This window comes from Nocardioides marmorisolisilvae, from assembly GCF_031656915.1.
Lineage (GTDB): Bacteria > Actinomycetota > Actinomycetes > Propionibacteriales > Nocardioidaceae > Marmoricola > Marmoricola terrisoli.
The window spans coordinates 3,691,544-3,707,147 of sequence record NZ_CP134227.1 but is presented as its reverse complement, the minus strand read 5'-3'; the positions used below and the strand labels follow the sequence as shown (position 1 = coordinate 3,707,147).

Sequence of the window (15,604 nt, the reverse complement as noted above, 5' to 3'; positions counted from 1 at the left end):
AAGAACTTCCCTTCACTGGCTAAGGGTCAAGGTGTGGGCCGCTTCCTCGTCTGAGTCCTGAGCCAGACGCCATGCGCCGGCTATGACGAGATCGACGAGCTGGTTCAGGTACTCCTCGGTCCTCGCTTTCACCTCGGCCCGCAGGTTCGTCGGTGTGGCCATCGCACGGTTCATGACGGCACCGATAACGAGATCCGAGATGAGCGCAGTGGAGGTTCGCCGGGGCAGCTGGCCACGCTCGATGGCACGCTTGACGATTCCGCGTACATGCCGGACCGGCGCGCGGTACAGCTCGGACTCCGTGAGCTCAGCCAACTCCGGGTAGGTCGCAGCATCCGTCTTCAACCGCGCCAGGACCGCGTAGTGTCCCGAGGTCTGGGCGAGATACTCGAGGCGCGCGAGCGCGAGCAGGTCACTGCGAATGTCTCCGGTGTCGCACGAGGCCCAGTCGAGTTCACGGGATGCAATGGCTGCCACCACGAGGTTGGCGCGGCCCGACCAGCGCAGGTAGATGCCCGACTTGCCGGATCCCGACCGTCGGCAGATCTCCCCGATCGAGAAGCCGCGCCAGCCCTTCTCCGCATAGAGCTCGTACGCCGCTGTCAGGATCCGGTCATCAGCGTCCGGGGCGCGGGGACGGCCACCAGCGCCACGACTCATCGAAGCACCCCTCGCTCAGCTCCCTGCGGATGCGACCGTTCGGTCATCGCAATCCGCCTCTTCCTCGTCTTCCATGTCGCCGAGGTATGCCTCGCGAACCACACGGAGCTGCTGCACTTCGGCGGGGCTTCCCTCGGCGATCTTCTGGCCGAAGTTGAGTACCACGAGTTGGTCGCAGACGTCCATCACCAGGCTCATGTCATGCTCCACGAGCAGGACGCCCAGACCCTGCTCCTCGGCCAGCGATCTGATCACGGTCGCCAGCTCGCGGGTCTCCGTGTCATCCAGACCGGCGGCGGGCTCATCGAGGAGGAGGATCGTCGGACTCGCCGCAGCGGCACGCGCGATGGCCACGAGCCGGCGGCGGCCGTACGGAAGCTCTCCGGGGACCAGGTGCAGGCAGTCGCCCAGCCCCATCTGGTCGACGATCTCCTGCACACGGACCGGCAGCGACCGGCGCCGTCCCAGCACGCTTTCAAGAACGCCGCGCAGTCCCTGGTGACGCTCGGCGGCAGCCATCAGGTTGTCCGCGACGGTGAGATCTTCGAGCAGTTCCAGGGATTGGAAGGAGCGTGTGAGACCGAGTCGTGCACGACGATGGGCGGGTGTCCTACGGAGGTCGGTGTCGCCGAGGCGGAGCTCTGCCATGTCTGCTGCTACGAAGCCCGTCAACGCGTCGATCATCGTCGTCTTGCCCGCACCGTTCGGACCGATCAGTCCCACCACTTCACCCGAGCGCACCTCGAGGCCCACGGAGTCGACTGCCGTGACACCGCCGTAGCGAACCGTCACGTCGCGCGCCACCAGCGCGAGTGAAGGCTTGTCGACCGAGGGCTCCGGAATCGTCCGGCTCGGCGCCGAGGTCTTCTCGCCGGCACGGACCTCGGCCGGCTCCCGCCCGCGGAACCTGGCAACCAACGACGCAGTCATGTCGGTGAGGTTCGCCACCGCCCCATTGGCATTGCCCAGCAACATCAGGATCAGGGAGACGCCGCCGATCACCGTTAGCCACGGATCGAGTGAGCCGAAGTGATTGAGCACGTAGGAGCCGATGCCACCCGCCTGGAGGGTCGAACCGACCAAGGGACCGCTCGCGTAGCCGAGGCCACCGACGACCGCATTCCCAACCTGGTTGATCGATGTCAGCGCATCGAATCCCGTCGAATAGGTGATGTAGTGACCGTTGAACGCCAGCAGGATGCCGCCGAGTCCAGCAATGCCCGAGGAGATGCCGAAGGCAAGCAGTTTTGTCCGGAAGACGCTGATCCCGATCGAGGCTGCCGCACGCTCATTGGTGCGGATCGAAATGAGCTGCCTTCCGATGGTGCTCCGCCTCAAGGCTGCGACCAGGACTCCCGCGAGGGCAAAGGAAACCAGGCAGAACACGGCATAGCGCTGCGGGTGGGCGACCGGGTCCAAGTTGATGCCGAAGAGGTGTGCGGCACCGACGTTGGTCCCCTTCGAGCCACCTGTGTAGAGGCCGTTCTCGAAGAGCACCGACTGCACCGCAACCCCCAGGCCGAGAGTGACGACGGCAAGATTGACCCCTCGCGTACGCAGCGCGGGTAGCGCGAAGAGCAGGCCCACCACGACGGCGCCGAGCACGCCGACGATGAGGGCGAGCAGGAATGGCGCCCCCGTCACGGAGACGAGACGCCCTGCGAAGTAGGCGCCGATGCCGGCCAGGCCCATCTGCGCGAGCGAGAGCTGCCCCGCGTAACCAGTGAGAACCACCACCGAGAGAAGGACGATTCCGGCGATGCTCTGCACCGCGATCGCCGTCGTGAGATCGAGGGAGAATACCCAAATCATGAGCAGCCCGAGGACGACCACGATGGGTATCAGGTAGCCGAGACGAACCCGCCCGGATCCAACCTTCGGCAGCTGTTCGACGATGTGGCCCCGCAGCGGTAGAGCACTCCCCCGCACCAACATCACCGCCAGGATCCCCAGGAACGGGACAGCATCACCAACGCCTGCCCAGTGGGCATTGGTCCCGTAGAGCAGGATCCACGACTGGAGAATGCCGATCGCCATCGATGCCACGAGAGTCTTGGGAAAGGATTCGAAGCTGGCGAAGAGCGCCGCAGCCATCGCCGCGATGACGATCAATGTCAGCGTCGGCACCTGCAGGCCGATCAAGGGGACGATCATGACCCCGGCGAAGCCCGCAAGTCCCGCACCGACCGTCCACGTGAACAGGGCGAGGAGGTTGGGAGACCAGCCGACGCTGGCTGCGCCGATCTCGTTCTCTGCAGCTGCCGTCATCGCCAGCCCGATCGTCGTGTGTCGGCTGAAGAAGTGGAGACCCAGGACGACCACGACGGCGAATCCGAAGAGGATGATCCGGTCGTAAGGCACGATCAGGTCGTGAAAGGTCACCTTTCCCTGCGGCAGGAACGGATCGGCGACGAGGGCATTGCCGGTTCCACCGTAGCGGACCTGTGCGAGGCCCTGGAGGACCGCCAGCACACCGAGTGTGGCTATCACCCGGACCAGGGGAACCGAGTTGCGCAGGGGAACCATGACGAGGAGATGGGTCAATGCGCCCAGGACGCACGCGCCGAGCACGGCGAGAACGGCACTCCAGACGACAGAGATCCCGTTGAGGGTGCTGAACTGGTAGTAGAGGAAGCCACCGGCCATGGCATAGGCGCCGTGCGCGATGTTCAGGATCCCTGAACCCCGATAGATCAGGACCAGGGAGCTCGAGAGCAGCGCGTAGGCGGACGACGCGGCGATCCCCAGGATCGCGAACTCGATGAAGTTGGTCATCCTTGCATCCCCGTCAGGTAGGAAGCGGCAATCTTGTCGATCTGGCCGCGCATGTGCTCACCCGAGTCCTCCATCTCGATGTGGCCCCGGCGCATGACATAAGCGCGGTCGGCGATCTTGAGGACCTTGTCGACGTGTTGCTCGACATTGATCACGGCCACGCCTTCCTCGTCGGCGGCGCGTCTCACGACGGCCAGTAGTCGTTCGACCACAAGAGGAGCCAGCCCGAGGGACAGCTCGTCGGCGAGCAGCAGTTGGATTCCCCGGCCAAGGGTCCGGGCCAGGCCGAGCATCTGCTGCTCCCCGCCCGAGAGGCTGCCGGCACGAGTGTTCCACCGGCTCTCGAGTTCGGGGAACAGGTCGATCGCACGTTTGCGCTTGACTCCGGACACCCTGAGGTTCTCGGCGACCGTCAGCCGTGAGAAGACGGGCTTCTCGCCGCTGACGTAGCCGACGCCGGACCGTGCTCGACGATGGAGGCCTTCCCGGGTCGAGCGCCCATTCATCCGAATCTCTCCCGCGGTCGGAGCAAGCACTCCACTGAGCAATCGCAGGGTCGTGGACTTCCCGGCGCCGTTGGGCCCGAGCAGGGCGACGACCTCACCGGGTTGGACCGCAAGCGTCAGATCGCGCACAACGGTGACCGGACCATAGCCACCCGAGACGCCGGCAGCTTCGAGATGAATGGGCACTTCGACTCCTGCTCTGGGCGGAACTCAGCCGTTGGGGAAGAGGATCTTCATGATGTCGACCGGGTCGTTCTCGATGAGCTTGTCGCCATCACCATCACGCTGGAGCAGGTACATCTGGCCGTTCGATATCGACCTGTAGCCCGTCGGACCCTTGGCGCTGGGAGTCCACGCTGGAATCATTCCGGTCTCGATGTTCTTCTCGGTCCGCAACGCCTTGAGGATTCCGGCCGCGTCCGGCTTCTCGAGCTTCTCCGCCAGTTGCGCAGTGACCGAGACTGCGAGCCAGGCCCGCTGAGTGAACGACGTCCGCTTGTCCTTCTCCGCGTTGCTGTCACCCGATGCAAGCTCCGCATCCATGTCAGCGTTGTACGTGGCCAGGGCCGGGAACCGCTCGGTGTCGCCGCTGATCGGCGGGTACGAACTTGCGTAGACGGCAGAGCTGCCCAGCATTCCAAGGCTCTTGTAATCGCCCGGAGACGCCTCGCCGTCCGTACCGAGCTTGAAATGCGCGTTGAGCTGCTGCGCGGCACGGGTGAACGGGATCAACTGTGCGGGGGCCAGGTTGGTGAACACCGCGTCGGCACCCGAACTGATCGCAGCCTGCGCGTACTGGGTGTAATCGGTCGCCGACGGGGGCACGTGGGCGACGCCCTTCACTGTGAGGCCGGCCGCGGCAGCATTCTTCTCCGTGAAGGCGATGGCGGCGTCGCTTGCCGCACCCGAGTAGGGCGCGACGATGTAGACGGTCTCTGCACCGATCTTCTTGAGCGCGTACAAGCCACCACCGACGGTGCCCAGACCGGCTGTGTCCAACGGGAAGACCGTCGGCGAGCTGTACTCCGCCGGGACGATGGGCAGGATGCCGATCTGCGCAATGCCCGCGTTCTGCAGGATCGGAGTCATCTTGTCGCCGAAGAGGGTGACGCCCCCCGCGACGGCGATGACCTTGTCCTTGATGAACTTGCGCGCACAGGCGGTCGCCTTGTTCGGGTCGTTGCCGTCGTCACACTGGTCGAGCTTCACGGGGTGGCCGTTGATCCCACCGCGCTGGTTGATGCCGGCAACGGCGGCTTTCGCACCTGCGAGCCAGGTCTGTTCGTTGAGCCCCTGGCCGGTGAGCGGATACATGGAGCCGATGAGCACCGGGTCCCCGGTCAGGGTCGGCGCGCTGGCGGCTGCGCTGCTCTTGGCGCCGGCGTCGCCGCCGGAGTTCGATGAGCCGCAACCAACCACAGCGAGACTGATGACTGTTGCGCCGGCCAGCGCGACGATCGCTTTACCCGTGGCCTTCATGAATTGTCCTTCCCTACTGTTGGTCGCCTGGTGAGGGGTGCATGACCCGGGTTGGAACAGGCGATCGATCGAAGATGCGTGCCCCGTCAGCCACCGCCGACGCTCCGCCGGTCCCCGAGAATCGCCCCGTCGAAAGGTCGAGCTGCGCCCTCCACCGCTGCGCTGTGGTCCGCATCACATGACCGGAAGTAAAACATCAGGTGTTTACCCTGTCAAGGGACGATCATCTTGCTTTCCCCGTAGTAAACCCCTCACTTCATCAGTCTGACTGTTCGGGCGAGAGAGCGAAAGTTTTGAGTTACGGACCGTTTTTTTCTATAGCCGTCTGATTCTTAGCGTGCCACAGTCAACCGCGAAGCGACACGTGTGGCAAGCCCCACACACCACAAATCTGAGTCGGACGAAATGGACGGAGGCGTCACCTCGGTGCACACCCGGTATCACCCCCACGCAGCGATCGCCGGTCTCGGGATCACCGAGATGGGCAAGGTCTACGGTCGGACCGCCACGCAGTTCGCCGACGAGGCGGTCCGCCTCGCTGCCGTGGACGCAGGACTGGCTCTGTCGGAGATCGATGGTCTCCTGGTGTCGGGAGGCATCAGCGACGACGTGCATCTCGACCTGCAACGATCGCTCGGCCTCAAGGATCTCCATGTGCTCGCCGAGATGCAGTCCTTCGGCGCTACCGCAGGCGCGATGGTCCAGACTGCCTCATTGGCGGTCGCGGCCGGCGTCGTCAACGCCGTCGCCTGCGTCTTCGCCGACGCTCCTCTGCGGGAGTCGGTGTCGGCGGGGGCAAGTTACACAGGCGGGAGCGCCTCCGGCTGGATGGGCCTGCTCGCCGCTGCTGGTGTGCTCGGCGCCAACCCGCTCTATGCCCTGGCAGCACGACGCCACATCGAACGATACGGGACCACCACGGATCAGTTCGGTGCCATTGCCGTAGCGCAGCGTGCCTGGGCCGCGCTCAACCCTCTTGCCCAGCAACGGACCCCGATGACCCTGGACGACCACCGATCCTCACGCTGGATCGCAGAGCCCTTCAGGCTCCTCGACTGTTGCCTGGTCTCCAATGGCGGTATCGCAGTCATCGTGACGAGCCCTGAGCGCGCCGCGGACCTGCAGCAGCCGCCGGTGCATGTCCTGGGTTGGGGGCAGGCACACCCGGGGCACTTCCTCGAACGCTTCGAAGAGTTCGGCTTGGTGAGCGGCGCCGTGGACTCGGGTCCAGCCGCGCTGGCGATGGCAGGAGTGAGTCTGTCCGACATCGACGTTGTGGAGTTGTACGACTGCTATACCTACACGGTCCTGATCAGTCTCGAGGACTACGGCTTCTGCGCCAAGGGTGAAGGGGGTGCCTTCGTCGAGTCGGGCGCCCTGGGTCCCGGTGGATCGCTGAAGTTGAACACCGGAGGCGGTCAACTTTCCTCGTACTACATGTGGGGCATGACGCCTCTCTCCGAAGCCATCATCCAGGCTCGTGGCCAGGCCGGCGAGCGGCAGGTCGCCGATCACGAACTCCTCCTCGTCAGCGGCAACGGCGGGGTCCTCGATCACCACTCCACTCTCGTCCTAGGCACCCATCCGTCATGAGGAGACGCCGATGTCCATCACATTCCGCGCCGACCCGGCCACGCAGGAGTTCGTTGATCTCGCCGGCCGTGGCGAATTCCTGCTGCATCGCGACCCATCCACCGGCCGGGTCTACGGTCCCCAGGACACACGCACCGAACACACCCCGGCGGAGGCGATGTTGCCGTTCGCCGCAAGCGGGAGGGCGACCGTCGTGAGCTTCACCTTCGTCCACGGTCGCCCGGACGCAAACGGCGTCACTCCGCGCTCCGTGGTAGCGATCGGCGAGCTCGACGAGGGTCCCTGGTGGTGGGCCGAGGTCGAGGATGCCGATCCCGACGAGGTCAAGACCGGGTCCGCATTGCGTATCGCCTTTCGCGAACTCAACGATGGTCAGCACGTGCCCGTGTTCACGCTCGCATGACTCGTCAGGGAGAGAAGACCATGGGTTCGCTCGAAGGCAAGGTCGCCGTGATCACGGCGAGCACACGCAGCATCGGCCTCGGCATCGCGGCGGCATATCTCCGCGAGGGCGCGCAGGTCGTCATCAGCAGCAGGTCGGAGGACAAGGGCAAACAGGCACTCGCCGAGCTGGGTGGTCTCAATCGGGCGCACTTCATCGCCGCAGACGCGACCAAGCGCGAGGACGTGGAGCGACTGATCGATGAGACTGTCGCCCATTTCGGGGGGCTGGACATCGTCGTACTCAATGCTGGCGGCTGCGATCAGACCGCTCCCGTCGCGGAGATCTCCGACGCCGAGTGGCAGTACGAACTCGACTGGAACCTCAACCACACGTTCTGGGGAATGCGTCGCGCGATGCGACACATGCTTCCTGCGGGCAAGGGCCGCATCATCGCCATGTCGTCCATCGAAGGCAAGCTGGGCAAGGCAGGGATCCCCGGGTACACGAGCAACAAGCACGCGATCCTCGGACTCGTGAAGTCCGCCGCCCGGGAAGTAGGGACGGCTGGAATCACCGTCAACGCCATCTGCCCGGGCATCGTGCTGACCGATGCCTTCTATGACGGCGGCCCCGTCACCATCGAAGCAATGGGCCTGCCCGACCTCGACGCGCTGGCGGCCATCTTCTACAAAGAGTCTGCGCTGCAACGCCCCATCACCGTGGACGAGGTGGCGGCAGCGGCGGTCTTCATAGCAGGTGACAGCGCCAGCGGGATTACAGGCGTAGCGCTGAACGTCGACGGCGGAACGTCGCCCTACTGACCGATCCGCCCAATACCAGCGTGGCGCATGTCAGAAGGGAGGGAACGATGGGATCTCTGGACGGATGTCGAGTACTCGACCTGTGCGAGGGTGGCGCGCTGCTTGCCGGCCGCATGCTCGCCGACCTCGGCGCCGATGTCGTCGTGGTGGAACCCGCTGAAGGCTCCCCAACCCGCCATCTGGGTCCGGGGCCCGCCGGATCTACATGGGCGGCGCTCGCCGCGAACAAGCGCAGCGTGGTGCTCGACCTGGAGAGCACGCACGGACGTGAGCGCCTGGCCAACCTCGTCGCCGTCGCTGACATCGTGGTGGAGTCCTCCGGCAACCAGCTGTCATCGTTCGGGCTCGGTCCTGCCGAGTTGTCCGCGGTCAATCCACGCCTGGTTCACGTGGCGATCTCACCATTCGGCTCTTCGGGCCCGAAGGCGGACTATGCATCGACTGATCTGATCGTCTGGGCCGCCGGGGGTGCGCTCGACCTCAACCGGGACAACTCCGACCAGCCACTGAGGATCAGCTCGGACCAGGCCTTCCTGCACGCCGGGGCCGACGCCGCATGCGGCGCCCTGGCCGCCTTCGACGTCGCCGAGCGAACCGGCCTTGGCCAGCGCGTCGAAGTCAGCGCACAAGCCTCGCTGACGATCTGCACCCTCGGCCGCATCCTCGCTCCGTACGCGGGTGATGACAACCCCGATCCAGACGCGGTTCACGGCAAGATCGACCAGAGCGGCAGCGGCACCGGCACCCGCCGTTCGAAATGGCCGTGCGTCGACGGACTGATCGAGTTCCATCTCGCCATGGGAGCCGCGGCGGGCCACTTCACCAACCGGTTCTTCACGTGGATGGCCGAGGCGGACGCCCCCCTCCCCAAGCATCTGGACTGGGACTGGCTGGTCCTTCCCGCCATGCTCGAACGCGGCGAGATCACACAGTCGGACCTAGAGAAGGTTCGCGACCGTGTCGGCGAGTTCTTTCAGACGAAGACCAAGGCGCAGGTCACCGCGGCCGCGATGGAGCGTCGACTGCTCTGTGTCGGCATCTCCGATGTTGCCGATCTCGCCGCCAGCCCACAGTTGGCCGAAAGGGGCTTCTGGTGTGAGGTCGGCGACGGCGACCGCCGCCAGCGGCTGCCCGGCCGGTTCGCGTGCGCAAGTGGTGAGCTCTATTCCTTCCGGCGAGCAGCACCCGAGCTGGGAGAGCACACATCGGAGGTCCTTTCGGAATGGCTGTCCGGCTCCTGTCCCGCGTCTGCACACCACGAGTCTCACCGTCGGACCGACACGATCGGTCCCCTGGACGGCCTGCGGGTGCTCGACCTGAGCTGGGTGGTCGCCGGCCCCGTGGTCGGGCGTACACTCGCCGATCTCGGAGCAACGGTCATTCGGGTCGAGTCGCGGAAGAAGGTCGACACCGCCCGATTGATGCCGCCCTTCCAAGGCGGCACCCCAGGAGTCGAGAACTCTGCGCTCTACGAGACATGCAACGCCGGAAAGCTGGGGCTCTCGCTCGACCTCTCCACGGCCGAGGGTCGGGAGCTGGTCCGTCGGCTCTCCCGCTGGGCTGATGTCGTGGTCGAGTCCTTCGCACCTGGCCAGATGGCGCGATGGGGGCTTGACTACGACTCGCTACGCGAGGGTCATGAGGACCTGGTCATGGTCAGCAGCTCCCTGATGGGACAGAGCGGAAGCCTGTCCGGCCTCGCCGGCTTCGGCAACATCGGCGCGGCAATGAGCGGCTATCAGCAACTGGTCGGCGTCCCCGGAGAACTGCCAATCGGGCCGTTCGGCCCCTACACGGACTTCCTCGGGCCCAGGGTGACCCTGATTGCACTGCTCGGCGCGCTGCGCGCCCGACGCACGACGGGCCGCGGCTGCTATCTCGATGTCGCCCAGGCCGAGGCAGGTGTCTACTTCCTCGGTCCCGAACTAGCCGCCCATCTCGCGACCGGCCACGTCGCCCGGCCGCACGGCAATCGTCACGACGCCTTCGCGCCCCACGGTGTCTATCGCTGTCGCGCGACAGACGACGGATGCGCGGACCATCTCGCGTTGACGGTGCGTACGACGTCCGAATGGCAGACCCTGGCCCGCGCGATCGGTCGCACGGACTGGGCCGAGGATCCGGCGCTGTCGACGCTGGCAGGGCGTCGAGCGCGTGAGGACGAGATCGATGCGACCATCAGCGCCTGGACGGCGAGCCGTCGCGCACAGGACCTCGAGAACCTCTTCCAGCGATCGGGCGTGCCCGCACATGTCGCATCGACCGCAGTCGACGCGATGAATGACGCCCAGCTCGCTGCACGCGGCCATTTCACCTCCGTCGACCACCCCCTTCACGGATCAGTGACAGTCGAAGGCCCACGATTCTCGCTCTCCGCCACGCCTGCCCGCGTGCGTGGATCCGCACCCCGTTACGGCGAGCACAACCACGAAATCCTGCGCCAAAACCTGGGCCTGACCTCGGATGAGATCGCCGAGCTCGAACGGACAGGTGTCCTGACATGACCAAGGAGAGGAAGTGCGACATGGCAGATGAGGGATGGCAAGCCGGTTGGCAGCCGATGATCGCCGCCGTTGGAAGAAACTTCGACGAGGGGGCGCCGACCTTCGCCGGTGACCCTGTCGAGCAGAGCACGATTCGTCGGTGGTTGGAGCCGCTCGAGTTCGACTGCAAGCTCCACACCAGCCGCGAGACCGCGCGCGCCCACGGCTACGACGACATCATTGCGCCTGCCGCTTCGATGCTGATGTGGACTCTTCCACCGATGCGCCAGCCCGGCCAGGTCATCTTCACCAGCCACGAGCGCAATGCCCAACCGGAGGACAGCCCGATCAACAACGTCGGGCTCGAGTTGGCCCCACCCACCAACGGCTTCTTCGGAACCGATCTGGAGATCGAGTTCCTACGCCCGGTGGTCGTCGGCTCCCGGCTCGCCCAGCGGGGGCGCAGGCTCCTGAGTTGCACCCCCAAGGAAACGGCGGTCGGCAAGGGCGCCTTCATCAAATGGGAGTCCGATGTGGTGGACGAGAACCTCGATGTCGTGGCGCGGGTGCGCACCGGCACCTACGCCTACAACGCACATGATGAGGAGATCGACCGATGAGCCTCGAAACCAGTGAGGGCGCCAGGCTGCGCTTTGCCGATGTGCAGCCCGGCGACGAGGTGCCCGCTGTCGCGTTCCCGCTCTCGGTATATCGCCTCGTGATGGCTGCCGGCTCGACCCGGGACTTCAATTCAATTCACCACAACACGGAGGCTGCACAGGCGTCCGGCGCGCCCGAGATGTACGCGAACACCTTCATGTTGCTCGGGATGTGGGAACGCGCCGTTCGCGAATACGTGGGCATGACGGCAACGATCCGTTCCATCTCAGGCTTCCGGATGAAGAAGTTCAACATCGTCGGCGACACCACCTACGTCGGCGGCCGGGTCCTCAGCAAGACGACGACGAAGGGCGTCGGCGTAGTCCACCTGGAGATCTCCGCCTGGAACTCGCTCGGCGTGACGGTAGGACCGGGGACGGTCGTCGTCGAGGTGCCCCTTTCAGAAATGGAGACTACGTCATGACATCACTACCCTCATCCGCAGGCGTCGACGAACGCGCGCCCGCGTGGAACCTGGATCTGTTGGTGGGCGACAAGAGCGTCGCAGGCAATGGTCCGGAACTCACAATTCCCGACCCGACGACCACAAAGACCCTGACCACATTCGCAACTGCTGACCTGTCCCAGGTCGACGCCGCGATCGATGCCGCTCGTCGCGCCTTCGACGAAGGTCCGTGGCCGCGGATGTCCCCGCGTGAGCGCTCGCTGGCACTCCATCGCGTTGCGGACAAGCTCGAGACCTTGCAGGCCACCCTGTCCGCAGGCGTGATCCTCGAAGTCGGGACTCCTGTGGCCCTGGCCGACACCCTGCAGACCGACCTCGCCGTGCAGACACTGCGTGAGTACGCCGACCGGGCCGCCGAGGACGGCACCGTCCACCTCGGACCTCACTTCGTACCGACGACCAGCGTCAGCCTGGTCGCGCGTCGCCCCGTCGGCGTTGCCGCCGTCATCACCGCATACAACTTCCCGATTCTCCTTGCCATGCGGGGCATGGGAGCGGCGCTCGCCGCCGGCTGCACCGGAGTCCTCCTGCCCAGCCCACGCGCACCACTCACGACACTGCTGCTGGCAGAGGTCTTCTCGGAACTTCCTCCCGGCGTTGTGAACATCGTCGTCGGCGGTCCCGACGTCGGGCAGCGCCTCACCACACATCCAGGTGTGGACAAGGTCGCCTTCACCGGTTCGATGGCAGTCGGCGCACACATCATGCGCCAGGCGGCCGAGACGGCAAAGTCGATCTCGCTGGAACTGGGGGACAAGTCACCGGCTGTCGTCCTTCCTGACGCGGACCTCGAGTCGCAGGTGCCCTCTATCCTGATGGGCTACCTCGCCAACTCCGGCCAGAGCTGTGGCGCCACCACACGCATACTTGTTCCACGCTCACGGTGGGACGAGTTCGCCGAGCGTGCGCGTCGGTTCATCGAAGCCCTTCCCGCAGGCGATCCCTGGGCGCCCTCAACGGCGATCGGTCCCTTGATCCGCCCCGAACATCGTGACCACGTGCAAGCCAGGGTCGATGCTGCGCTCGAATCAGGCGCGACGGTCATCGGCAAGGGGTCCGTGCCCGACCTGGACGGCTGGTTCATGCCCGCGTACCTCCTCGGCGGCGTGGACAATCAGGCGCCGGTGTCGCGGCAGGAACTCTTCGGTCCGGTGGGCGTCCTCCTCCCCTACGACGACATCGCCGACGCCGTGACGACGGCGAATGACACACCGTACGGTCTCCACGCGAAGGTGTTCACCACCGACCTGGAAGCGGGCCTGAAGGTGGCCGCGCAGCTGCGGGTCGGCAGTGTGCAGGTCAACGGCGGAGGCTTCCGGCCCGACGCCCCGTTCGGTGGCATGAAGCAGAGCGGAGTTGGCCGTGAGTACGGCGTCTGGGGAATCGAGGAGTTCTCCGAGGCTCAGCACGTCCAGTGGGCGATGGCATGAGTACCACCAACAATCCCGACTACATCGTGGTCGGCGGCGGTTCGGCAGGCAATGTCGTCAGCGCCAGGCTCGGGGCGGGGCGCAAGGGAAGCGTCCTGTTGCTGGAGGCTGGCGGCTCGGATTTGTCGCCGTTCATCCAGATTCCCGCCGGGATGATCAGGATCAACCCCCAGAACTACTGGCATTACGAACTGCTTCCTGACGCGACCCGTGGTGGCGCGGTGGACACGTGGGCGGCAGGCAAGGTGCTCGGCGGCGGTAGCTCCGTCAACGCCATGCTGTGGGTACGCGGCAACTCGGCTGACTTCGACACCTGGGCGAAGATGGGTGCTGCCGGGTGGGACTACTCCACCTTGCTTCCCTTCATGAAGTCGCTGGAGTCCTACGAGGGTGGCGCCAACGCGTGGCGCGGCGGCAACGGCCCACAGCGCGTCTCCGAGGTCAGGCTCAAGCATCCGATGGTGCGCCATTGGCTCACCGGTGCCGAGGAGGCTGGACTGCCGCTGCTCGACGACTACAACGGTGAGAGCCAGTTTGGAGCAGCCTGGTCGCAGTTGTCGCAGCGCAAGGGCCTGCGTCACAGCACAGCACGATCATTCCTGGCTCCAGCCCGGCGGCGGGGAGAGGTCGAGGTCGAAACACATGCCGTGGCCACTCGCATCCTGTTCGAGGGCACCCGGGCTGTCGGCGTCGAGTACGAGAAGAGAGGTCAGCTGCGCACCGTCCGCGCAAATAGGGAAGTGATCGTCAGTGCCGGCGCACTCGAGTCCCCCACCCTTCTGCTGCGTTCTGGTGTCGGTCCCGAGGATGAGCTCCGTGCCCTGGGCATCCCCGTCGTCGCCGACGTGCCGGCGGTCGGTCGCAACCTGCAGGAACACCCGGCGATCTCGATGACCTTCGAGGTGACCGAGCGCACCCTGAACCAGGAGCTGAATCCTCTCTCGATCCTCAAGGGTGGCCTGGAGTTCGTGTTCAGGCGGCGCGGCCCCGGCACCGCCCCCCTGTCGCACGCGATGCTCTTCGGACCTCCGCTCGAACCCGAGGGCTGGCCGCAGTACCACGTCCTGATGGCCCCCCTCGGGCTGGCCGAGGAGAAACCCCATTCGACCCAGGAGGAGGTGGCCAAGAACCGCCACGACAAACAGGGCGTGGCCTTCTCGGACCGGTCGATCGTCAGCACCTTCATGTCACCGGTTCATCCGCGCGGACGCGGAACCATTCGTCTCGAGTCCGACGATCACCGCTCAGCACCGGTCATCGACCACCCGATGTTGGCTGATCCTCGAGACATCGAGGACCTCACTGCGGCGGGCCGAAAGGTGCGTGAGATCTTCGAGACGGCCTCGATGAAGCCGTACGTCGTCACCGAGAACGAGCCCACTCGTGACGTCCACAGCGACGTCGAATGGGAGAGCTTCATCCGAGGACACTCCTTCGGCGGTTCACACTGGGTGGGTACCGTCCGGATGGGAGACGCCGCAGATCCCGGAGCCGCGGTCGACCCGACGCTCCGCGTCAAGGGTGTCCGCGGCCTGCGCGTCGTTGATGCCTCGGTGATGCCCACGCTGACCAGCGGCAACACGAACGCGCCGACCGTCATGATCGGCGAGCGCGGCGCCCAGCTCATCCTGAAGGACCACGACCAATGATCACGCGCGAGGCGTGGAACCAGATCATGAAGCGAGGGCGCACGATCAACAACCATGCTGATCTGGATCCACGCCGATGCGCGCTCCTCGTGGTCGATCTCCAGCAGGGGTTCACCCTGGACACCTATCCGTTCGGGCTGCCTCGCACACAGGCGTTGATCCCGCTGGCGAATGCGATGTCGGCCTCGGTTCGCGCCGCCGGCGGCCAGGTCTTCTTCCTGCGCCACACCTACGCCGAGAGCGGCCCGCGAGCGCTACCGCCCTGGCAGCTGGCGAGCCCGATCATTCACGCTCTGAGCGACGAGTTGCGAGTGGGCAACGCTGCCCATAACCTCCACCCGGACCTTGACCTGAGTGACCACGACGAGGTCGTCGACAAGTACCGCTACAGCCCCTTCGCTAGGAACTCCTCCTCCCTCGATGACGTCCTGGCCGAGCGTGGCTGCGACAGCTTGATCATCATGGGGTGCGCCGCGAACACCTGTTGTGAAGCAACTGCACGCGACGCGTACCAGCTCGGCTACAAGACCCTGTATCTCTCCGACGGCAACGCCGCGGCGACCGAGGAAGAGGAGCTCGCCTCGATGATGAACATCGCCAGCGTCGCGGCCGACGTGCGCACCTCGAGCGAGGTCCGGGCGATGCTGCTGGCGGCGACTGCAGCGTCGTGACGCCCATCCCTCGTGCCGGCCGAACG

At 65.6% G+C, this 15,604-nt stretch carries 13 protein-coding genes; 9 read left to right on the top strand and 4 right to left on the bottom strand.

The annotated features are described in order from the left end of the window. Window positions 1-12 precede the first annotated feature (12 nt). Genes Q9R13_RS17795 through Q9R13_RS17780 form a run of 4 tightly spaced genes read right to left on the bottom strand, consistent with a single transcriptional unit; the run spans window position 13 to window position 5,420 of the window. Window positions 13-660 (bottom strand): TetR/AcrR family transcriptional regulator, encoded by a 648-nt coding sequence (locus Q9R13_RS17795; protein WP_310962513.1) that lies wholly within the window; start codon window positions 658-660, stop codon window positions 13-15. 15 nt (window positions 661-675) lie between these two features. Next, window positions 676-3,435, bottom strand: a complete 2,760-nt coding sequence (locus Q9R13_RS17790) for an ABC transporter permease subunit (protein WP_310962512.1) — start codon at window positions 3,433-3,435, stop codon at window positions 676-678. After that, window positions 3,432-4,127: an ABC transporter ATP-binding protein gene (locus tag Q9R13_RS17785; protein ID WP_310962511.1), complete on the bottom strand. Its 696-nt coding sequence runs from the start codon at window positions 4,125-4,127 to the stop codon at window positions 3,432-3,434. The genes Q9R13_RS17790 and Q9R13_RS17785 overlap by 4 nt, the downstream gene beginning before the upstream one ends. 24 nt (window positions 4,128-4,151) lie before the next feature. Then, complete coding sequence (locus Q9R13_RS17780) at window positions 4,152-5,420, bottom strand: ABC transporter substrate-binding protein (RefSeq protein WP_310962510.1); 1,269 nt, start codon at window positions 5,418-5,420, stop codon at window positions 4,152-4,154. A 405-nt stretch (window positions 5,421-5,825) separates the two neighbouring features. On the opposite strand from Q9R13_RS17780, the gene Q9R13_RS17775 reads away from it, so the two are divergent. The 9 genes from Q9R13_RS17775 to Q9R13_RS17735 are packed head-to-tail and all read left to right on the top strand — an operon-like array spanning window position 5,826 to window position 15,578. After that, window positions 5,826-7,013, top strand: a complete 1,188-nt coding sequence (locus Q9R13_RS17775) for a thiolase family protein (protein WP_310962509.1) — start codon at window positions 5,826-5,828, stop codon at window positions 7,011-7,013. Between the two features lie 10 nt (window positions 7,014-7,023). After that, the gene (locus Q9R13_RS17770) at window positions 7,024-7,416 is read left to right on the top strand and encodes a Zn-ribbon domain-containing OB-fold protein (RefSeq protein ID WP_310962508.1); all 393 of its coding nucleotides are present in this window, start codon (window positions 7,024-7,026) and stop codon (window positions 7,414-7,416) included. A 20-nt stretch (window positions 7,417-7,436) separates the two neighbouring features. Continuing rightward, a complete protein-coding gene (locus Q9R13_RS17765; protein WP_310962507.1) occupies window positions 7,437-8,219 on the top strand; it encodes an SDR family NAD(P)-dependent oxidoreductase in 783 nt (260 codons plus the stop codon). A gap of 47 nt (window positions 8,220-8,266) precedes the next feature. Then, window positions 8,267-10,723, top strand: coding sequence for a CaiB/BaiF CoA-transferase family protein (locus Q9R13_RS17760; RefSeq protein WP_310962506.1), 2,457 nt, complete (start codon window positions 8,267-8,269; stop codon window positions 10,721-10,723). 20 nt (window positions 10,724-10,743) lie between these two features. Continuing rightward, window positions 10,744-11,322, top strand: coding sequence for an FAS1-like dehydratase domain-containing protein (locus Q9R13_RS17755; protein WP_310962505.1), 579 nt, complete (start codon window positions 10,744-10,746; stop codon window positions 11,320-11,322). Next, entirely contained in the window at window positions 11,319-11,786 is a 468-nt protein-coding gene (locus Q9R13_RS17750; protein WP_310962504.1) for a hotdog family protein, read from the top strand. Before Q9R13_RS17755 ends, Q9R13_RS17750 begins: the two co-directional genes overlap by 4 nt. Beyond that, window positions 11,783-13,258 (top strand): aldehyde dehydrogenase family protein, encoded by a 1,476-nt coding sequence (locus Q9R13_RS17745; RefSeq protein WP_310962503.1) that lies wholly within the window; start codon window positions 11,783-11,785, stop codon window positions 13,256-13,258. Before Q9R13_RS17750 ends, Q9R13_RS17745 begins: the two co-directional genes overlap by 4 nt. Then, window positions 13,255-14,907, top strand: coding sequence for a GMC family oxidoreductase (locus Q9R13_RS17740; protein WP_310962502.1), 1,653 nt, complete (start codon window positions 13,255-13,257; stop codon window positions 14,905-14,907). Before Q9R13_RS17745 ends, Q9R13_RS17740 begins: the two co-directional genes overlap by 4 nt. Continuing rightward, entirely contained in the window at window positions 14,904-15,578 is a 675-nt protein-coding gene (locus Q9R13_RS17735) for an isochorismatase family cysteine hydrolase (RefSeq protein WP_310962501.1), read from the top strand. The genes Q9R13_RS17740 and Q9R13_RS17735 overlap by 4 nt, the downstream gene beginning before the upstream one ends. Window positions 15,579-15,604: the final 26 nt, after the last annotated feature.